This window comes from Bradyrhizobium sp. 160 (assembly GCF_023073735.1).
Lineage (GTDB): Bacteria > Pseudomonadota > Alphaproteobacteria > Rhizobiales > Xanthobacteraceae > Bradyrhizobium.
The window spans coordinates 78,102-98,430 of sequence record NZ_JADPKD010000075.1; the positions used below are offsets into that span (position 1 = coordinate 78,102).

Below are 20,329 nucleotides of genomic sequence, written 5' to 3' on the forward strand. Positions count from 1 at the left end.
TTAGGCAAGACGAGCGCGCACGCCTCCCCTTCGAGACGACCGCTTCGCGGTCTCCTCGGGATGAAGCTAACGGACATCGGCGCTCGTTGGAACTGCTGCCGCGCACTCTGTCCTCATCCTGAGGGCCCGCCAACGGCGGGCGTCTCGAAGAATGGGCCGCACGGAAACCGCTCACAGGACGCGGTAGTCCCGCTCGGTTGAGAGATAGCTAGAACGGCATTCCCATCATCTTCGACAGGCGCTCGATCGACAGATAGCCGGCATGATACGCCATCATGCCTAGCGCATAGATGATCGCCGAGATGATCGTGGTCCAGATCAGCTTGCGTCCCATCCGCGTCAGGACCGGCGCGCCGGGATCGGTGCCGGGCGCACCGACGCCGTCCTCATGCTGGCTGCGCACGCCGAACGGCAGCGTCAGGAACAGCGCGACCCACCAGATGACGAAGTAGATCGCGATGGCGGTCGATATCTGGATGGCCATAGGGCGGCCTTATGCCTGCTCGATCTCGACCAGCGCGCCGGAAAAATCCTTGGGGTGCAGGAACAGCACCGGCTTGCCGTGGGCGCCGATCTTGGGCACACCGTCGCCGAGCACGCGCGCGCCCTCCTTCACCAAGGTGTCGCGCGAGGCGATGATGTCGACGACCTCGTAGCAGACATGATGAATGCCGCCGTCGGCGTTGCGCTCGAGGAATTTGGCGATCGGCGAGGCCTCGCCATAGGGCTCGATGAACTCGATCTTGGTGTTGGGCAGCGTCACGAATACGGTGGTGACGCCATGCTCGGGCAGCGCGACGGCTTCCGAGATCTGCGCCCCGAACGCCGCGCCATAGATCTTGGCGGCCTTGACGGCGTCCTTGGTCGCGATCGCCACATGGTTGAGCCGGCCCAGCATCTTCCCCTCCTCAAACTGTCAGCACGTGTACCAGACAGGGGGGCTTCTTGCCCCAATGTTCGTTGATCACGGCCCGGACAGCGCGTCGCACCGATTCAGCCAGCGCGTCAGGATCGCGGCGGCGCGGCCGCGGCAGGCCCTCGATGGTAGAGACCACGGCGTCGAAGACGATGTCGTCGAAGGCCTCGCCCGCCCTGTTCTTCTCGGGGATTCCGACCAGATCGATCTCGGGATCATCGGCGAGCTCGCCCTGCTCCGTCATGGCGACAGCAACGAAGGCGCAACCGGAAAAGGCCATGCGCCGCCGCTCGACCACCGCGCGGGACTTGGAGTCCTCCAAAATCGTGCCGTCCTTGTAGAGACGGCCCGACGGCACCTCGCCGATAATGCCGGGATCGCCGGGCCCGAGCTTGACGAGGTCGCCGTTGCGGCAGACCAGCACGCGCGGCACGCCGGCGGCGCGCGCGAGCTTTGCGTGCTCGTGCAGGTGCAGGGCCTCGCCATGGACGGGGATCAGAAGCTGCGGCTTCACCCAGGAGATCAGGTCGCGCAACTCGTCGCGGCGGGGATGGCCGGAGACATGGACCAGATGGTCGCGGTCGGTGATGATCTCGACGCCCTGGAGCACCAGATTGTTGATGATCGAGCCGACGGCCTTCTCGTTGCCGGGAATGGTGCGCGAGGAGAAGATGACGCTGTCGCCGCGGTTGAGCGTGATCTCGGGATGATCGTCATTGGCGATGCGCGCTAGCGCCGCGCGCGGCTCACCCTGGCTGCCGGTGCACAGCGCCAGCACCTTGTCCTGCGGAAGATGGCCGTAAATGTCGGGTGAGCGGAAATTCTGCACGCCGTCGAGATAACCGGTCTCGCGCGCGACCTGCACCACGCGCTCCATGGCGCGGCCGACCACGACAACCTCGCGGTCGGCGGCTTTCGCAGCCTCAGCCACGGCCTTGATGCGGGCGACGTTGGAGGCGAACGTCGTCACCGCAACGCGGCCCTTGGCGGCCTTGACCAGATCGATAATGGTTCTGGCGACCTCGGCCTCCGACGGCGAGCGGCCGTCGCGCACGGCGTTGGTGGAATCGCCGATCAGGGCGAGCACGCCCTCCTCGCCCAGCTCGCGCAGGCGCTTCTCGTCGGTCGGGGCCCCCAGCGTCGGGGTCGGGTCGATCTTCCAGTCCCCGGTATGCAGCACGATGCCGACCTCGGTGTGGATCGCCAGCGCATGCGCTTCCGGAATCGAGTGCGCCATCGGGATGAACTCGACGTTGAACGGGCCGACATCGATGCGGCCCCCCGACGGGACCACCGTCACCGGAATGTTCGGAGCACCGCGCTCGGCGGCGCATTTGGCCTCGAATAAGGCCGCGCTGAATTTGGTCGCGTAGATCGGGCATTGCAGCTTCGGCCAGAGATCGATGATGGCGCCGAAATGGTCCTCATGGGCGTGGGTCAGCACCAGACCCATCAGGTTCTTGCGCTCCTTCTCCAGGAAAGAGATGTCCGGCATGATCAGGTCGATGCCCGGCAGGTGCTCCTCGTCGCCGAAGGAGACGCCGAGATCGACCGCGAGCCAGGCGCGCTGTTGGCGGTTGCCGAGGCCGTAGATCGACAGGTTCATGCCGATCTCGCCGACACCGCCGAGTGGCGCAAACACGAGTTCGTCAGGCCTCGCCATCACACAGCTCCCACGGAGGCGGCCGGGCCGAAGAACACCTCGCCTGCTGCGACCGGCACCCGCCGCCCCTCCGCGGTGCGGACGATTAGGCAGCCTGTGTCATCGATAGTGTCAAAAATGCCTTCCAGCGTCGTCGCTCCCGTGTGGATTGCGACCTTCTCGCCGAGACCGGCTGCGCGTTGCAGCCAGAGCCTGCGGATCTCGGCAAAGCCGCGGCCATTGTCCCAGATCCCGCGGAACTCGACCCAGGCGTCGGACAGGGCAGCAAACAGCTCCTCCGCGCTGATCTGGACGCCGAGCGCGGCCAGCGACACCGCCGGCGTCGGCGTGCCCTCCGGCGCCGCGACGACATTGGTTCCGATGCCGACGACCACGGCAAGGCGATCGCCAATGGCCTCGGCCTCGAGCGCAATGCCGACCAGCTTCTTGCCGCCGGCAAGCACGTCGTTCGGCCATTTCAGGGCATAGCGGGGACGACCCTCGCCGAGGCGAAGCGCCGCCTCCAGGCTGACCTTCTCGAGCGCCGCCTCCTCCGCGAGCCCCGCGGCGAAGCCGAGCGTCGCGGCGACGGCAGGGGCGACGTCCATGACTTCGAGGATGCTGGCCGCGAGATTGCCCCGGGGCGCGATCCAAGCGCGCTGGCGCCGGCCGCGGCCGGCGGTCTGCTCGGACGTGACGAACCACATCGGGCCGCGTTCGCCGGCGCGGGCGTGCTCGATCGCGTCGGTATTGGTCGAGCCGGTCCGTTCGAAGGCCGCGAGCTTGTAGCCCGCCGATTGTGCACGAGGACCGAGCGCGAACCGCATCCTAGAACAGCGACTTTGCCGCGGCGGAGGCGACGCTCACCACGGGGCCTGCGAACAGCGCAAACAGCAGGTTGAACAAGCCCGCGACCGCCAGCACCGTTCGCACCTCGATCCTGACAGGATCGACCTGGCCGGCCGGCTCGTCAAAGTACATCGTCTTGACGATGGCGAGATAGTAGTAGGCGCCGACGACGCTGGTCAGCACGCCGATGACCGCGAGCGTGAACAGGTTCGCCTTGATGGCGGCGACGAAAACGTACCATTTGGCGAAGAAGCCGGCGAGCGGCGGGATGCCGGCGAGCGAGAACAGCAGCATCGCGAACATGAAGGCGAGCAGCGGATTGGTTCGCGACAGACCTGCGAAATCGCTGATCTGCTCCACGGCCTGGCCGTTGCGCCGCATGGCAAGGATGATCGAAAACGAGCCGAGCGTCATCGCGACATAGATCACGATGTACATCAACACGCCTTGCGCACCTTCGACCGTGCCGGAGGCGAGGCCGACCAGCGCGAAGCCCATGTGGCCGATCGAAGAGTACGCCATCAGGCGCTTGATGTTGCTCTGGCCGATCGCGGCGAAGGAGCCGAGCGCCATCGAGGCGATCGCCACGAACACCAGGATCTGCTGCCACTGCGAGACGATGCCGGGGAATGCGGTCAGCGTGACGCGGGTGAAGACCGCAAGCGCGGCCACCTTCGGCGCCGAGGCGAAGAAGGCGGTAACCGGCGTTGGCGCGCCTTCATATACGTCCGGCGTCCACATGTGGAACGGCACGGCCGAGACCTTGAAGCAGAGGCCGGCGAGCAGGAAGACCAGGCCAAAGACGAGGCCGACATTCGAGACCGTCGCGGCCGATGCGATGCCGGTGAAGCTGACCGTGCCGGTGAAGCCATAGACCAGCGAGGCGCCGTAGAGCAGCATTCCCGACGACAGCGCGCCGAGCACGAAATACTTCAGACCAGCTTCGGTCGACTTGGCATTGTCGCGGTTCGAGGCCGCCACGACATAGAGTGCCAGCGACATCAATTCGAGGCCGAGATAGAGCGAGATCAGATCGCCGGCCGAGATCAGCACCATCATGCCGAGCGTCGAGAGCAGCACCAGGATCGAATATTCGAAGATCCGCCGCGACGGATCGGACAGGAACTCGGTCGAGAGCACCAGTGTCGCCGCCGAGCCGATCAAGGCCAGGATCTTCATGAAGCGGGCGAAATCGTCGACGATGAAGCTGCCGCCGAAGGTGACCTGCTTGCCCGCGGGCTGCATGTAGACGAGCGCGCCGACCACGATGAGCAGCACCACCGCCAGCGAGGTGACGGTCCTGGTCGTCCCCTGCCCGCGATAGGCTCCCAGCATCAGGAGCGCCATCGCGCCGACCGCGAGCACGAGCTCGGGCAGCACCGGCGCCAATTGATATCCTGCAGTCTCAAAGCTCATGACGATATCCTGACCTGCCCGATCACTGGAGCAGTGCGGCGGCCTTCACGGCCGTCACAGCGGTGTTGTAATTGTTGACGAGTTGCTGGACCGAGGCGGCCGAGATGTCGAGCACCGGCTTCGGATAAACACCGAACAGGATCGTCAGCGCAATCAGCGGGAACAGCGTCACGCATTCACGCAAGGTAAGATCTTTCATGCTCATCAGCGATGGCTTGACCAGCGCCCCGAACACGACCTTGCGGTAGAGCCACAGCGCGTAACCTGCCGACAGAATCACGCCGAAGGTGGCGAAGAACGCGGTCGGGATCGAGACCTTGAAGGTGCCGAGCAGCGTCATGAACTCGCCGACGAAGCCGCTCGTGCCGGGCAGGCCGACATTGGCCATGGTGAAGACCATGAAGGTCATCGCGTAGAGCGGCATCCGGTTGACGAGGCCGCCATAGGCCGCGATCTCGCGGGTGTGCAGGCGGTCGTAGACGATGCCGACGCAGAGGAACAGCGCACCGGAGACGATGCCGTGCGAGATCATCTGGAACATGCCGCCGGCGACGCCCTGCATGGTGCCGGCGAAGATGCCCATAGTGACGAAGCCCATATGCGCCACGGACGAGTATGCGATCAGCTTCTTCATGTCCTCCTGCATCAACGCCACCAGCGAGGTGTAGATGATGGCGATGGCCGAGAGCGTGAAGATCAACGGCGCGAAGTCATGCGAGGCCAGCGGGAACATCGGCAGCGAGAAGCGCAGGAAGCCGTAGCCGCCCATCTTCAGGAGGATCGCGGCAAGGACGACCGAGCCCGCGGTCGGCGCCTCGACGTGCGCGTCGGGCAGCCAGGTGTGCACCGGCCACATCGGCATCTTGACCGCAAACGAGGCGAAGAAGGCCAGCCACGCCCAGGTCTGCAAGGAGCGCGGCACGGCGGTGTGCATCAGGGTCGGGATGTCAGTGGTGCCGCCGTTCCAATACAGCGCCATGATGGCGAGCAGCATCAAGACCGAGCCGAGCAGCGTGTAGAGGAAGAACTTGAACGACGCATAGACCCGGCGCGGACCGCCCCAGACGCCGATGATCAGGAACATCGGGATCAGGCCGCCTTCAAAGAACAGATAGAACAGCACGAGATCGAGCGCCGAGAAGGTGCCGATCATCAGGGTTTCCAGGATCAGGAACGCCATCATGTATTCGCGGACGCGGTTCGTGACCGCCTTCCAGCTCGCAATGATGCAGAACGGCATGATCGCGGTGGTCAGGATCACGAGCGGCAGCGAAATGCCGTCGACACCCATGTGGTAGGTGATGCCGGTGGCGAGCCAGTTCGCCTTCTCGACGAACTGGAAGTCGGGGTTTGCGGGATCGAAGCGCATGACCAGGATCACCGACACCACAAAGGTGATCAGCGTGGTCCAGAGCGCAATCCAGCGCGAGTTGCGCTTGGCCGCCTCGTCATCGCCGCGGCTGAGATAGACGATCAGCGCTCCGACCAGCGGCAGGAACGTCGTGACCGAAAGGATGGGCCAGGTCGTCATTTACTGGCCTCCAAAGCCGAACATGAACCAGGTGATCAGGCTGGCGGCGCCGATCAGCATGGCGAATGCGTAGTGATAGAGATAGCCGGTCTGGATCTTCACGACGTTGCGGGTGACGTCCAGGACCCGCGCCGAGATGCCGTCCGGACCGAGGCCGTCGATGATGAAGCCATCGCCCTTCTTCCAGAGCTGATAACCAATCCACTTCGCCGGACGGACGAAGATGATGTCGTAAAGCTCGTCGAAGTACCATTTGTTGAGCAGGAACTGGTACAGCATCGGCTGCGTCTTCGCGAGCTCGACCGGCAGGTAGGGCCGGCGGATATAGAACAGGTACGACACCAGGAAGCCCAGCACCATCATCACCGTCGGCAGGAAGGCGATGGTCTCGGGGATGTGGTGCATCTCCTCGATGATGTGCGGGTTCATCTTCACGGATTCGCGGAAGAACTCCTCGATGCCGTGGCCGGCGAACAGCTCCTTGAACGGCAAGCCGGCGACGAATGAGCCGACCGCGAGCACGCCGATCGGGATCAGCATCCAGATCGGAGCCTCATGCGCGGCCTCGTAATGATGCTCGTCATGCGGTTCGCCGTGGAAGGTCTTGAAGATCAAGCGCCAGGAGTAGAACGAGGTCAGGCCCGCGGCGGCGACCGTCATCAGGAAGCCGTAGACTCCGAATGGGTTGTGCGCGGCGTAGGCGGACTCGATGATCGCGTCCTTTGAGAAGTAGCCGGCGGTGAGTGGGAAGCCGGTCAGGGCCAGCGTGCCGACCACCATCACCGCGTAGGTGTAAGGGATCTTGCGCCAGAGGCCGCCCATGTTGCGGATATCCTGCTCGTGGTGCATCGCATAGATCACCGAGCCGGAACCCAAGAACAGCAGCGCCTTGAAGAAGGCGTGGGTGAACAGGTGGAACATGCCGACCGAATAGGCGCCGGCTCCCATCGCCACGAACATGTAGCCGAGCTGCGAACAGGTCGAATAGGCGACGATGCGCTTGATGTCGTTCTGGACGAGGCCGATGGTCGCCGCGAAGAACGCGGTGGTGGCGCCGAAGAACATCACGATGGCCTGAGCGTTCGGGGCGAGCTCGAACAGCGGCGACAGCCGCGCCACCATGAACACGCCCGCGGTGACCATGGTCGCGGCGTGGATCAGCGCGGAGACCGGCGTCGGACCTTCCATCGCGTCCGGCAACCAGGTGTGCAGCAGGAACTGCGCCGACTTGCCCATCGCGCCCATGAAGAGCAGCAGGCAGGTCAGGGTCAGCGCGTCGGCGTGCCAGCCGAGGAAGTCGATGGTCTTGCCGGTCAGGCCGGGCGCGGCATGGAAGATGGTCTCGAAGTCGGTCGAGCCGACCAGCATGAAGATCGCGAAGATGCCGAGCGCGAAGCCGAAATCGCCGACGCGGTTGACCAAGAAGGCCTTGATCGCCGCCGCATTCGCCGACGGCTTCTGGTACCAGAATCCGATCAGGAGATAGCTGGCCAGACCCACGCCTTCCCAGCCGAAGAACAGCTGCACGAGGTTGTCCGCGGTCACCAGCATCAGCATCGCGAAGGTGAACAGCGAGAGATAGCCGAAGAAGCGCGGCCGGTTCGGGTCCTCGTCCATGTAGCCGATGGAATAGAGGTGCACGAGCGAGGACACGGTGGTCACCACCACCAGCATCACGGCCGTGAGCGTGTCGACCCGCAGCGTCCACCAGACCTGGAGGTCGCCGGAGAATATCCAGGGCAGCAGCTGGATACGCGCGTCGTGGTGCATGAATCCGACATCGACCAGCGTCATCCAGGACAAGGCCGCCGACACAAACAAGAGCGCGGTCGTGATCAGCTCGGCGCCGCGCGAACCCGCCGCCGGCGGCTCAGTCGGGCCGTGGCCGTGATCGTCATGTCCGTCGCCGGGCTCGTGATGGGTCTCGTGGATGACGGACGCATCCTCGTGGATCGTATCGGACGCATGGGCGTGCGCGCCCTTACCGTGGTCGCCGTGATGCTCGACCTCGTCGCCCGAGGGGTTACGGGCGTGCGCGCCCACGAGCGCGATCAGGCCGGCCAGAATGGCGCCCAGCAGAGGCAGGAAAACGATTGCCTGAACCATTTGAGAGCTCAGCCCTTCATCAGATTGACGTCCTCAACCGCGATCGAGCCGCGGTTGCGGAAATAGACCACCAGGATGGCGAGACCGATCGCGGCTTCGGCGGCGGCGACGGTCAGCACCAAAAGCGCGAAGACCTGGCCGACGATGTCGCCGAGGAAGGTCGAGAACGCCACGAGGTTGATGTTGACCGAGAGCAGGATCAGCTCGATCGACATCAGGATGACGATGATGTTCTTGCGGTTCAGGAAGATGCCGAGAATCCCGAGCGTGAACAGGATCGCGCCGACCGCCAGATAGTGTCCGAGCCCGATCGTCATTTCACCCACTCCGCCGCGTCGGCATCCGAAAGCCCCTGCCCCGGCGCCACCTTGCGCATCGCCATCGCCATTTCCGGCGTGCGCGCGTTCTGAACGTTGATGTCCTGCCGCTTCACGCTCGCCTTGTGACGCAGCGTCAGCACGATGGCGCCGATCATGGCGACCAGCAGCACCATGCCCGAGAGCTGGAAGTAGTGGATGTACTTCGTATAGAGCACGAGACCGAGCGCCTCGGTGTTGCTGACATTGGCCGGGATCGCCGCCGTGATCGTCTTGCTGACGCTCGGATTGATGACCCAGAAGCCGACGGTGAGCAGCAGCTCGAACAGGAAGATGCCGCCGACCACGAGGCCGACGGGCAGGTACTCGATGAAGCCCTCGCGCAGCTCGAGGAAGTCGACGTCGAGCATCATGATCACGAACAGGAACAGCACCGCGACGGCGCCGACATAGACGACGATCAGGATCATCGCCAGGAATTCGGCACCCATCAGCACGAACAGGCCGGAGGCGTTGACGAAGGCCAGGATCAGGTACAGCACGGAGTGCACGGGATTGCGCGACACAATCACCATCACCGCCGACGCGACGCAGACGGCGGCGAACAGATAGAAGAACAGCGCGGGAAGGATCATCGGGCAGTCCCCGTCATTCCGGGGCGTGGGCAAAGCCCGCGAGCCCGGAATCTGGAGGTTGTGGCGCGAGATTCCGGGTTCGCGGTTCGCGCGCCCCGGAATGACGAGAGGATGGCGGGAAGGATCATGCTCTCATCTCACCGGTACGGCGCGTCGAGCTCGATCGCTTTCGCGATCTCGCGTTCCCAGCGGTCGCCATTGGCGAGCAGCTTGGCCTTGTCATAGAACAGCTCCTCGCGGGTCTCGGTCGCGAACTCGAAGTTCGGACCTTCGACGATGGCGTCGACCGGACAGGCCTCCTGGCAGAGGCCACAATAGATGCACTTCACCATGTCGATGTCGTAGCGCACGGTGCGGCGGGTGCCGTCGTTGCGGCGCGGGCCGGCCTCGATGGTGATGGCCTGCGCCGGGCAGACCGCTTCGCACAGCTTGCAGGCGATGCAGCGTTCTTCGCCGTTCGGATAGCGGCGCAGCGCATGCTCGCCGCGGAAGCGCGGCGAGATCGGGCCCTTCTCGAACGGATAGTTCAGCGTCGGCTTCGGCTGGAAGAAATAGCGCATGGCGAGGAAGAACGCCGAGACGAATTCCGACAGCAGAAGCGAACGTGCAGTGGCGTTGACGTTGATACCCATGACGGCCCTCACTTCGGCGCGATGCCGGCGAAATGCAGCACGCCGGCCACCACGATCACCATCGCCAGCGAGATCGGCAGGAACACCTTCCAGCCGAGACGCATCAGTTGATCGTAGCGGTAGCGCGGCACGATCGCCTTGGCCATCGCGAACAGGAAGAACATGAAGAATAGTTTCAGGGAGAACCAGATGATCCCCGGCACCCAGTTGAAGGGCGGCAGGTCGACCGGCGGCAGCCAGCCTCCGAGGAACAGGATCGTCGCCATCGCGCACATCGTGACGATCGCGACATACTCGCCGAGCATGAACAAGAGGTACGGCGTCGAGCCATATTCGACCATGAAGCCCGCGACGAGCTCGGATTCGGCTTCGACGAGGTCGAAGGGCGGACGGTTGGTTTCTGCCAGCGCCGAGACGTAGAACACCACAAACATCGGGAACAGCGGCCAGACGTACCAGTTCAGGATGGTGAGCTGCGGCAGCCCGATCAGGCTGGCAAGCCCGCGCGCATGCTGGGCCTCGACCACGGCCGACAGGTTCAGCGTGCCGGCGCAGAGCAGCACCGTAATGATGACGAAGCCGATCGAGACCTCGTACGACACCATCTGCGCCGCCGAGCGCAGCGCGGCCAGGAACGGGTATTTCGAGTTCGACGACCAGCCGGCCATGATGATGCCGTAGATCGACAGCGACGAGATCGCGAAGATGAAAAGGATGCCGACATTGATGTCGGAGATCACCCAGCCGAGATTGGTCGGGATCACGGCCCAGGCGGCGAGCGCGAGCACGCAGGAGACCAGCGGTGCCAGCAGGAATACGCCCTTGTTGGCGCCGGCAGGGATGATCGGCTCCTTCAGCACAAACTTGAGCAAGTCCGCGAAGGACTGCAGCAGGCCCCAGGGTCCGACCACGTTAGGGCCGCGCCGGATCTGCACCGCCGCCCAAATCTTGCGGTCGGCGAGCAGGATATAGGCGATCGCGACCAAGAGGACGACGAGCACCAGGACGCTCTGCGCGACCATGATGATCAATGGCCAGAGGAAACCGGTCCAGAATGCGCTTTCGAAGAATTCCATCAGATCACGCTCACTCCGCTGCGGTCAGCATCTGCCCCGAGGCGAGGCGCGAACATTCTGCCATCACGGCGGACGCACGCGCGATTGGGTTGGTCAGGTAGAAGTCCTCGACCAGCGGCTTGAACGGCGCCTTCTCGGGCGAGCCGCCCTTCGCCGCCAGCTTCTTGATCTGGTCGGCGGAGCCGGCCTCGATCTGGTCGAGACGGATCAGATGCGGCACGGCCTTGAAGATAGCCTGGCGAAGCTGCGCGAGCGAGTCATAGCCGAGCTTCTTGCCGAGCGCTTCCGACAGCGCACGAATGATCGCCCAGTCCTCGCGGGCTTCGCCCGGCGGGAACGCGGCGCGGCCAGTCATCTGCACCCGGCCTTCGGTGTTGACATAGATCGCCGACTTCTCGGTGTAGGCGGCGGCCGGCAGGATGACGTCGGCGCGATGCGCGCCGCGGTCGCCATGGGTGCCGATATAGACGACGAAGGTGCCGTCCGGCGCCTTGATCTCGTCTGCGCCGAGCAGGAACAGCAGGTCAAGCGTTCCGAACGTGGTCATCTGCGCCGCGTTGAGCCCGCCCGCCGTGGCGGAGAAGCCGATGTCGAGCGCACCGACGCGCGAGGCGGTCTCGTGCAGCACGCCAAAGCCGTTCCAGCCGTCCTTCACCGCGCCGACGTCGAGCGCGAGCTTGGCGCTCGCGGCGAGAATGGCGGCGCCATCGTGACGCGAGGCCGCGCTCGCGCCGACCAGGATGATCGGCGTCTTGGCGTCCTTCAGCACCTCCATGAAGGAGTGCTTGCCGGCCGCCAGCTCACTGAGCGTCTCGGTGCCGGCGCCCAGATGGTCGTAGTGATAGGTCAGGTCAACCTTGGGGCCGATCAGGCCGACCTTGAAGCCGCCGGCGCGCCAGCGCTTGCGGATGCGGGCGTTGAACACCGCCGCTTCTTTCCGCGGATTGGCGCCGATGATGAGCAGCGCGTCGGCCTGCTCCACGCCTGCCAGCGTCGGGTTGAAGATGTAGGCGCCGCGGCCGAGCGCTGGATCGAAGGCATCGCCGCCCTGCACCGCCAGATTGGTCGAGGCGTACTTGGCGAGCAGATCCTTTAGCGCGAACATCTCCTCGACGCCGGCGAGGTCGCCGGCGATCGCGCCGATGCGCTTGCCGTCGGTGCGCGCCGCCTTGGCGGCGATAGCGGCGAAGGCCTCGGGCCAGCTCGCCGCGCGCAGCTTGCCGGCTTCGCGGATATAGGGCCGGTCGAGGCGCTGGGTGCGCAAACCGTCGACGACGTGGCGCGTCTTGTCGGAGATCCACTCCTCGTTCACGGCCTCGTTGATGCGCGGCAGGATACGCATCACCTCGCGGCCGCGGGTGTCGACGCGGATCGCCGATCCCAGGCCGTCCATCACGTCAATCGACTGGGTCTTGCCGAGCTCCCAGGGACGCGCCGCAAAGGCATAAGGCTTGGAGGTCAGGGCGCCGACCGGACAGATGTCGACGAGGTTGCCCTGCAATTCCGACGTCAGCGCATGCTCGAGATAGGTCGTGATCTCCATGTCCTCGCCGCGCCCGGTCGCGCCCATCTCAGGGGCGCCGGCCACTTCCGCCGAGAAGCGGACGCAGCGCGTGCACTGGATGCAGCGGTTCATCGAAGTCTTGACCAGCGCGCCGAGATATTTGTCCTCGACCGCGCGCTTGTTCTCGGCGAAGCGGCTGGTGTCGACACCATAGCCCATCGCCTGGTCCTGGAGGTCGCACTCGCCGCCCTGGTCGCAGATCGGGCAATCGAGCGGATGGTTGATGAGAAGGAATTCCATCACGCCTTCGCGCGCCTTCTTCACCATCGGCGAACGCGTGGAGATCTCCGGCGGCTCGCCCTTGGGGCCCGGACGGCAGTCGCGCACGCCCCAGGCGCAGCTTGCGACCGGCTTCGGGCCGCCCTTCACTTCGACGAGGCACATCCGGCAATTGCCGGCGATCGACAGCCGCTCGTGATAGCAGAAGCGCGGAATCTCGGCGCCCGCCGCCTCACACGCCTGAAGCAGCGTGTACTCGGCGGGGACATCGATCTCTTTGCCGTCGATGATGAGCTTGGTCATACCTTAAGTCTTTCTCAGTGCGGCTGATCGACCAGATCGAGACGCCGCTCGATACGGTCCAGCCGTTCTTCCACACGATCGATCCGTCGGTTGATGCCCGTAATGGCGATCTCGACCTGCGCCAGCCTCAGATCAATGTGGCCCATTCTCTCTTCAACGTTGGTGACGCGGGTCTTCAGATCGCTCACATCCGCGGACACGCGATCGAGCTTTTCGTCGATCCGACGAAGATAAACGAGCACGATGTTGTCCGGCTGGTCGGTCATCGCCCTACTCCGCCGCGACCATGTTCACGGGATCGCGGACGCCGATATCGTCAATGTCGGCCTTGTGCGAATACTGGTCGATGCGCGCTTCGATCTCGTGACGGAAATGCGCGATCAGGCCCTGGATCGGCCAGGCCGCTGCATCGCCGAGCGCGCAGATCGTGTGGCCTTCGACCTGCTTCGTCACCTCCAGCAGCATGTCGATCTCGCGCTTATGCGCACGGCCCTCGGCCATGCGGGTCAGCACGCGCCACATCCACCCCGTGCCCTCGCGGCACGGCGTGCACTGGCCGCAGCTCTCATGCTTGTAGAAATAGGAGATGCGAGCGATCGCACGGATCAAATCGGTCGACTTGTCCATCACGATCACGGCCGCGGTGCCGAGGCCCGAGCGCAGCTTGCTCAAGCTGTCGAAATCCATCGGCGTGTCGATGATCTGCTCGGCCGGCACCATGCGCACCGACGAGCCGCCGGGGATCACGGCCTTGAGATTGTCCCAGCCGCCACGGATGCCGCCGCAATGCTTGTCGATCAGCTCACGGAACGGAATGCCCATGGCCTCTTCGACGTTGCAGGGCCGCTCGACATGGCCGGAGATGCAGAAGAGCTTGGTGCCGACATTGTTCGGACGGCCGATGCCGGCGAACCAGGCCGCGCCACGGCGCAGAATGTCCGGCGCGACGGCGATCGACTCGACGTTGTTGACGGTGGTCGGGCAGCCGAACAGACCGACATTGGCCGGGAACGGCGGCTTCAGCCGTGGCTGGCCCTTCTTGCCCTCGAGGCTTTCGAGCAGCGCGGTCTCCTCGCCGCAGATATAGGCGCCGGCGCCGTGCGCGACATAGATGTCGAACGGCCAGCCGTTGACATTGTCCTTGCCGACCAGCTTGGCCTCATAGGCCTGGTCGATCGCGGCCTGGAGGCGTTCGCGCTCGCGGATGAACTCGCCGCGGACGTAGATGTAGCAGGCATGCGCATTCATCGCGAAGCTCGCGATCAGGCAGCCCTCGACCAACAGGTGCGGATCATGCCGCATGATCTCGCGGTCCTTGCAGGTGCCGGGCTCGGATTCGTCGGCATTGACGACGAGATAGCTCGGCCGGCCGTCGGTCGATTCCTTCGGCATGAACGACCATTTCAGGCCGGTGGGAAAGCCGGCGCCGCCGCGGCCGCGGAGCCCCGAAGCCTTCATCTCGTTGATGATCCAGTCGCGGCCCTTGTCGATGATGGCCTTGGTGCCATCCCAGGCCCCGCGGCGCCGCGCGCCCTCGAGCCCCCAATCGTGGAGGCCGTAGAGGTTCTTGAAGATGCGGTCCTTGTCCTCGAGCATTTCAGTGCTTTCCGATCAACGATTGGACTGCTTGTAGGCAAGTCCGGCGGCGCAGACGCCAAACGTCAGCGCCCAGAGCAGGCTGGATTCCAGCGATGCGTTCAGGCCGAAACGCTGCAGCAGGAAGATGAACACGGCCGCCACGGCGGCATGCATGGCGATGAAGCCCCACTTCTTCACGGCACCGCTCCCCTGCACTGAACGCGACGAGAGAGCACGCATCAGGTGACCTCCTTCAGCGTGGTCGGCCCGGTGATCGGCGCCGAGAACTGGCGGCCGTTCTGCGGACCCGGCTTGGGCGGATTGCCCGAAGCAAAACCGTCGAGCACCTTGCCGAAGCTTTCCTTGGTCAGGTCCTCGTAGGTGTCCTTGCCGATCAGCACCATCGGCGCGTTCACGCAGGCCCCCAGGCACTCCACCTCTTCCCAGCTGAAATTGCCGTCCTTGGACAGATGGAAGGGCTCGTGATGGATGCGGTGCTCGCAGACGTGGATCAGATCCTCGGCACCGCGCAGGCGGCACGGCGTGGTGCCGCAAACCTGGACGTGGGCCTTCTTGCCGACCGGCGCGAGCTGGAACATCGTGTAGAAGGTCGCAACTTCCAGCACGCGGATATAGGGCATGTCGAGCATGTCGGCGATGACGCGGATTGCGGCTTCCGAGACCCAGCCCTCGTTCTGCTCCTGCGCGCGCCAGAGGATGGCGATGACAGCGGAGGCCTGGCGTCCGGCCGGATATTTCGCGATCTGCTGCCTGGCGAATGCGAGGTTCTCCGCCGTGAACGCAAAGCTCGCGGGCTGGACTTCCTTCGGTGCTAATCGGCGAACGGACATAGCTTCAATCTCTCACTGCATGCGGCGCGCGGTCTTGGCATTCGGATTCTTGGCATTCAGGGCTTCGATCCTGTCCTGCCAGAATGCGCTCGCGGTGCCGAAAACGTTGTAGCCGACGTGGGTCGAGACCTTGATGCGATCGAGGATCGACAGCTCGGTCACGGTCTCCATCCGGTTGCTGCGCGGATCGAACACGATCAGCTTCAGCGGGGTCTGTTCGAGGATGTAGCGCGACACGGCATGGGAGCGGTCGCTGCCGTGCTCCTCGCACATGATGACGCTGTCGGCCTGAAGCAGCCGCGCCCCGCCCTTGATCGCCTCGATCTCGACGCCCTCGACGTCGAGCTTGATCAGGTACTTGCCGGCGGCGGCAACCTTGCCGTCGTCGATCAGGTCGTCGAGGGCGATGACAGGCACCTCCTCGCCGCCCACCGAGGGATCGCCGGCGATGCTGAAGGCCTCGTGCTTGGTGCCGGATAGCCGCGCGGTACCGCGGGCTGCGCCGATCGCGCACTTCATCGTCTCGAAGCGGTTGCCGTTGACGCGGGCGTTGTTGGCGAGCTTCGGATAGTTCTGGCCCGACGGCTCGATCGCGATCGCCTTGTGCGAACCGAACGGCCTGCTCGACACCAGCACCGACCAGTAGCCGTAATTGGCGCCGCAATCGAGCAGCGTGTAATCGACGTCGACGGAGTCGGAAAACAGCAGCTCGAGCTCGTCCTCGTAATTGTAGGAGCGGTTGAGCAGCTTGCTCCAATAACCGTCGCCGTAAGGAAATTCGAATACGGCGTCGGGATTGAGCCTGATCGCGATGTTGCGCTCGGGCAGCGTCTTCCGCAGCAGGTTCGCGCAGGCGATGTAGCCCATATGCGAGAAGTGCGACGAGATCTTCGATCCCGTCACCAGCGCCAAGGCAGCCGTCCGCTCCCACAGGTTGGCCCCTTCAAGGGCCCCCGAGGCGCGGTCAAACTGAATTGGCGCCTGCGCCATCACCGATCGACCTCTCCGAACACGATGTCGAGCGAGCCGAGGATGGCCGAGACGTCGGCGAGCAGATGGCCGCGGCAGATGTGGTCCATGGCCTGGAGATGGGCAAAGCCCGGCGCGCGGATCTTGCACTTGTAGGGCTTGTTGGTGCCGTCGGAGACGAGATAGACGCCGAACTCGCCCTTCGGCGCTTCGACCGCGGCATAGACTTCGCCGGCCGGCACGTGGACGCCTTCGGTGTAGAGCTTGAAATGGTGGATCAGCGCTTCCATCGAGCGCTTCATCTCGCCGCGGCGCGGCGGCGCGACCTTGTTATCCGCGACGACGATGGGCCCCTTGCCATCGGGCGCGTTTAGCTTCTGGATGCACTGCTTCATGATGCGTACGGACTGGCGCATCTCTTCCATGCGGATCAGGTAGCGATCGTAGCAGTCGCCGTTCTTGCCAATTGGAATGTCGAAATCCATCTCGGCGTAGCATTCATAGGGCTGCGACTTGCGCAGGTCCCAGGCCGCGCCCGAGCCGCGCACCATCACGCCCGAAAAGCCCCACTCCCAGGCTTCCTTGAGCGGCACGACGCCGATGTCGACGTTGCGCTGCTTGAAGATGCGGTTGGCGGTGAGCAGGCGATCGAGGTCGTCCACCACTTTCAGGAACGGATCGCACCAGGCCTCGATGTCGTCGACCAGCTTCTGCGGCAGGTCCTGGTGCACGCCGCCGACGCGGAAATAGGCGGCATGCATGCGGCTGCCCGAAGCGCGCTCGTAGAACACCATCAGCTTCTCGCGCTCTTCGAAACCCCACAGTGGCGGGGTCAGCGCGCCGACATCCATGGCCTGCGTGGTGACGTTGAGCAGATGCGACAGGATGCGGCCGATCTCGCAATAGAGCACGCGGATCAGCTGGCCGCGGCGCGGAACCTCGATGCCGAGCAGCTTTTCGGCAGCGAGGCAGAACGCGTGCTCCTGGTTCATCGGCGCGACGTAGTCGAGCCGGTCAAAATAAGGGATCGCCTGCAGATAGGTCTTCTGCTCGATCAGCTTCTCGGTGCCGCGGTGAAGAAGGCCGATATGGGGATCGACGCGTTCGACAACTTCGCCGTCCAATTCGAGCACAAGACGCAACACGCCATGGGCCGCGGGATGCTGCGGTCCAAAATTGATGGTGAAGTTGCGGAGATTTTGCGGTTGCTCGTTCATGGCGCAGCTCCTGCTGCGAAGCGAATAGCGAATGGCGAATGGCGAATGGTCATTTCGTGGACTTGTCCTGCAGAGAACGTATCAACGCGCGGAGCATTTTGCCCAAGCTCTCGCATCGACCCAAGACGCGCTCCAGATCGGATGCGGCCAAAATCCCGACACGCTCCGCCAAGAGCAGATGAGTTTCCAACTCCTTCAGCGATCCCTGCGAAATTCGCAGCGATTGCACGAAGCTGCCGGTGTTTTTGCGCCCGTGTCCTTCCGCCACGTTTGCCGGAATGGACGCCGCCGCCCGTCTGATCTGCGAGGTCAGGCCGAACAGCTCGTCGCGAGGGAAGTGAGCCGCCAATCGATAGCAGGCCTCCGCCAGAGACATGGCATCCTGCCACACTCTCAGGTCCCGATACGAACTGATGGACTGGTCGCTCAATTAACATCCCTATTCGCCACTCGCTATTCGCAACTCACTGCTTCGCCTTTTCATCGCCCGGAAGGACCGGATAGTCCGCCCCTTCCCACGGCGAGAGAAAATCGAACTTGCGGAATTCTTGGTTGAGCCTGACAGGCTCGTAGACCACCCGCTTCTCCTGGTCGTCGTAGCGGACCTCGACGAAGCCGGTGAGCGGGAAATCCTTGCGCAGCGGATGCCCCTCGAAACCGTAATCGGTGAGGATGCGGCGCATATCGGGATGGCCGACGAAGATCACGCCGTAGAGGTCATAGGCCTCACGCTCGAACCAGTCCGCGCCAGGGAACACATCGATCAGCGAGGGCACCTGGGTGGTCTCGTCGGCCTGGGCCCTGAGCCGGATCCGCGCGTTCAGCGTCGGCGACAGCAAGTGATAGATCACGTCGAAGCGCTTCTCGCGATCCGGATAGTCCACCGCCGTGATGTCGGTGAAGTTGACGAAGCGGCAGTTCGGATCGTCACGGAGGTACTTGACCACCTCGACAATCTTGCTGGCGTCGACGTCCACCGTGAGCTGGTTGAAGGCCACCGCGTGACCGGTGGCGGCGCCCGGCAGCGCGCTAACGATCGTCTGCCCCAGGGCGTCGAGCTTGGCGTCGTCCATGACGTAAAACCTTAGCGTTCGATGGTGCCGGTGCGGCGAATCTTCTTTTGAAGCAGCAGCACGCCGTAGAGCAGCGCCTCCGCCGTGGGCGGGCAGCCCGGCACGTAGATGTCGATCGGCACGATGCGGTCGCAGCCGCGCACGACCGAGTAGGAATAGTGGTAGTAGCCCCCGCCGTTGGCGCAGGAGCCCATCGAGATGACGTAGCGCGGCTCTGGCATCTGGTCGTAGACCTTGCGCAGCGCCGGGGCCATCTTGTTGGTCAGGGTGCCGGCGACGATCATCACGTCGGACTGGCGCGGCGAAGCACGCGGCGCGAAGCCGAAGCGCTCGACGTCGTAGCGCGGCATCGACATCTGCATCATCTCGACCGCGCAGCAGGCGAGACCGAAGGTCATCCACATCAAGGAGCCGGTGCGCGCCCAAGTGATGAGGTCGTCGGTCGCGGCCACGAAGAAGCCCTTGTCAGACAGCTCGGAATTGACCTCGAGGAAGAACGGATCATTGGCGCCGACCGGCTTGCCGGTCGATGGATCCAGGATGCCCTTGGGGGCCGGCGCAACAACCGGACCCGTGGACGATGTAGGGTTCAATCCCATTCGAGTGCTCCCTTCTTCCATTCATAGGCGAACCCGACCGTCAGCACGGCCAGGAACACCACCATGGACCAGAAGCCGGTCGCGCCAAGCTTGCCGAACGCCACCGCCCAGGGAAACAGGAACGCCACCTCGAGGTCGAAGATGATGAAGAGGATGGCGATTAGATAGAAGCGGACGTCGAACTTCATGCGGGCGTCGTCGAAGGCGTTGAAACCGCACTCATACGCCGACAGCTTTTCCGGGTCCGGCTGCTGAAACGCCACGATGAAGGGCGCGATCAGCAGCACGAGGCCGATGAGGCCCGCTACCCCTATAAAGACGACGAGTGGAAGATAGTTCTGTAGAATGCCGCTCATGACGAGCCCTTTTTCCCGCAGCCTCGGGACAGCCACGGATTCGTCCGATTTGGAATTATTCTGAGCCTTAGCGCAGTGCACCAATGGGCGCAAGACACGCTCTTTTCAGGCCCTTTGCCGCTCCCAGAACGGTGGAAATCCCGGAATCACCCCGCGCTGGTATGGAGCAGATCAGCTGACCCAGCAAGGGCGATCCCCGATCGGTCCAGGCGCGCTCGGCCGTGACGTCCACTATTGGGAAGGCGCACCTTAATCTAGGCTGAGACGCAGCAAAGTCCAGATTACAACCAGGACAGGCGCTCCCACTGCCCCCAGGCGACATTTTGGCCAACCCTGCCCCAGAGCAGCGCCGCCAGCAAGTCGGCGATGGCGGCGGCCCCGAGCAGTGCAGCAAAGGCACGAATCCACAGGTGCGAACGATCGGACCGGCCATGCATCACGACGGGACCGGGGCTCGTCTGGCGAATGCTTCGGCGCGGG

The 20,329-nt window shown here is 64.1% G+C and carries 22 protein-coding genes; all 22 read right to left on the reverse strand.

What is annotated here, in order from left to right; genetic code table 11:
- Positions 1–208: 208 nt before the first annotated feature.
- The gene (locus tag IVA98_RS31455) at positions 209–484 is read right to left on the reverse strand and encodes a DUF1467 family protein (RefSeq protein ID WP_247294711.1); all 276 of its coding nucleotides are present in this window, start codon (positions 482–484) and stop codon (positions 209–211) included.
- A gap of 9 nt (positions 485–493) precedes the next feature.
- Positions 494–898 (reverse strand): methylmalonyl-CoA epimerase, encoded by a 405-nt coding sequence (gene mce / locus IVA98_RS31460; RefSeq protein ID WP_247294709.1) that lies wholly within the window; start codon positions 896–898, stop codon positions 494–496.
- A gap of 10 nt (positions 899–908) precedes the next feature.
- On the reverse strand, positions 909–2,579 hold the full coding sequence (locus tag IVA98_RS31465) for a ribonuclease J (protein ID WP_247294708.1): 1,671 nt from the start codon (positions 2,577–2,579) through the stop codon (positions 909–911).
- Positions 2,579–3,385 (reverse strand): biotin--[acetyl-CoA-carboxylase] ligase, encoded by an 807-nt coding sequence (locus IVA98_RS31470; protein WP_247294706.1) that lies wholly within the window; start codon positions 3,383–3,385, stop codon positions 2,579–2,581. The genes IVA98_RS31465 and IVA98_RS31470 overlap by 1 nt, the downstream gene beginning before the upstream one ends.
- A gap of 1 nt (position 3,386) precedes the next feature.
- Entirely contained in the window at positions 3,387–4,823 is a 1,437-nt protein-coding gene (nuoN, locus tag IVA98_RS31475) for an NADH-quinone oxidoreductase subunit NuoN (RefSeq protein WP_247294703.1), read from the reverse strand.
- A gap of 22 nt (positions 4,824–4,845) precedes the next feature.
- Entirely contained in the window at positions 4,846–6,354 is a 1,509-nt protein-coding gene (locus IVA98_RS31480; protein ID WP_247294701.1) for an NADH-quinone oxidoreductase subunit M, read from the reverse strand.
- A complete protein-coding gene (nuoL, locus tag IVA98_RS31485; protein WP_247294698.1) occupies positions 6,355–8,460 on the reverse strand; it encodes an NADH-quinone oxidoreductase subunit L in 2,106 nt (701 codons plus the stop codon).
- Positions 8,461–8,468: 8 nt separating this feature from the next.
- Complete coding sequence (nuoK, locus tag IVA98_RS31490; RefSeq protein WP_008547737.1) at positions 8,469–8,777, reverse strand: NADH-quinone oxidoreductase subunit NuoK; 309 nt, start codon at positions 8,775–8,777, stop codon at positions 8,469–8,471.
- Positions 8,774–9,412, reverse strand: a complete 639-nt coding sequence (locus IVA98_RS31495; RefSeq protein WP_247294697.1) for an NADH-quinone oxidoreductase subunit J — start codon at positions 9,410–9,412, stop codon at positions 8,774–8,776. Before IVA98_RS31495 ends, nuoK begins: the two co-directional genes overlap by 4 nt.
- Positions 9,413–9,549: 137 nt before the next feature.
- Positions 9,550–10,044 (reverse strand): NADH-quinone oxidoreductase subunit NuoI, encoded by a 495-nt coding sequence (nuoI, locus tag IVA98_RS31500; protein WP_191093171.1) that lies wholly within the window; start codon positions 10,042–10,044, stop codon positions 9,550–9,552.
- Between the two features lie 8 nt (positions 10,045–10,052).
- Positions 10,053–11,120 carry an NADH-quinone oxidoreductase subunit NuoH gene (gene nuoH, locus IVA98_RS31505; protein ID WP_212289280.1) on the reverse strand — a complete coding sequence of 356 codons (1,068 nt, stop codon included), beginning with the start codon at positions 11,118–11,120 and terminating at the stop codon, positions 10,053–10,055.
- Between the two features lie 10 nt (positions 11,121–11,130).
- Complete coding sequence (nuoG, locus tag IVA98_RS31510) at positions 11,131–13,206, reverse strand: NADH-quinone oxidoreductase subunit NuoG (protein WP_247294695.1); 2,076 nt, start codon at positions 13,204–13,206, stop codon at positions 11,131–11,133.
- 14 nt (positions 13,207–13,220) lie between these two features.
- On the reverse strand, positions 13,221–13,472 hold the full coding sequence (locus tag IVA98_RS31515; protein WP_247294693.1) for a hypothetical protein: 252 nt from the start codon (positions 13,470–13,472) through the stop codon (positions 13,221–13,223).
- Between the two features lie 4 nt (positions 13,473–13,476).
- Complete coding sequence (nuoF, locus tag IVA98_RS31520) at positions 13,477–14,802, reverse strand: NADH-quinone oxidoreductase subunit NuoF (protein ID WP_247294691.1); 1,326 nt, start codon at positions 14,800–14,802, stop codon at positions 13,477–13,479.
- A 15-nt stretch (positions 14,803–14,817) separates the two neighbouring features.
- Positions 14,818–15,024, reverse strand: coding sequence for a hypothetical protein (locus tag IVA98_RS31525; protein WP_247294689.1), 207 nt, complete (start codon positions 15,022–15,024; stop codon positions 14,818–14,820).
- Positions 15,024–15,635: an NADH-quinone oxidoreductase subunit NuoE gene (nuoE, locus tag IVA98_RS31530; RefSeq protein WP_247277160.1), complete on the reverse strand. Its 612-nt coding sequence runs from the start codon at positions 15,633–15,635 to the stop codon at positions 15,024–15,026. Before nuoE ends, IVA98_RS31525 begins: the two co-directional genes overlap by 1 nt.
- A gap of 12 nt (positions 15,636–15,647) precedes the next feature.
- Positions 15,648–16,625 carry an FkbM family methyltransferase gene (locus IVA98_RS31535; RefSeq protein WP_247294687.1) on the reverse strand — a complete coding sequence of 326 codons (978 nt, stop codon included), beginning with the start codon at positions 16,623–16,625 and terminating at the stop codon, positions 15,648–15,650.
- Positions 16,625–17,821, reverse strand: a complete 1,197-nt coding sequence (locus IVA98_RS31540; RefSeq protein WP_247277158.1) for an NADH-quinone oxidoreductase subunit D — start codon at positions 17,819–17,821, stop codon at positions 16,625–16,627. Before IVA98_RS31540 ends, IVA98_RS31535 begins: the two co-directional genes overlap by 1 nt.
- A 49-nt stretch (positions 17,822–17,870) precedes the next feature.
- On the reverse strand, positions 17,871–18,251 hold the full coding sequence (locus IVA98_RS31545; RefSeq protein ID WP_256466528.1) for a four helix bundle protein: 381 nt from the start codon (positions 18,249–18,251) through the stop codon (positions 17,871–17,873).
- A 34-nt stretch (positions 18,252–18,285) separates the two neighbouring features.
- On the reverse strand, positions 18,286–18,894 hold the full coding sequence (locus tag IVA98_RS31550; protein WP_247294685.1) for an NADH-quinone oxidoreductase subunit C: 609 nt from the start codon (positions 18,892–18,894) through the stop codon (positions 18,286–18,288).
- 11 nt (positions 18,895–18,905) lie between these two features.
- The gene (locus IVA98_RS31555; protein ID WP_247294683.1) at positions 18,906–19,493 is read right to left on the reverse strand and encodes a NuoB/complex I 20 kDa subunit family protein; all 588 of its coding nucleotides are present in this window, start codon (positions 19,491–19,493) and stop codon (positions 18,906–18,908) included.
- Positions 19,484–19,849: an NADH-quinone oxidoreductase subunit A gene (locus tag IVA98_RS31560; RefSeq protein WP_247356237.1), complete on the reverse strand. Its 366-nt coding sequence runs from the start codon at positions 19,847–19,849 to the stop codon at positions 19,484–19,486. Before IVA98_RS31560 ends, IVA98_RS31555 begins: the two co-directional genes overlap by 10 nt.
- Between the last annotated feature and the right edge of the window lie 480 nt (positions 19,850–20,329).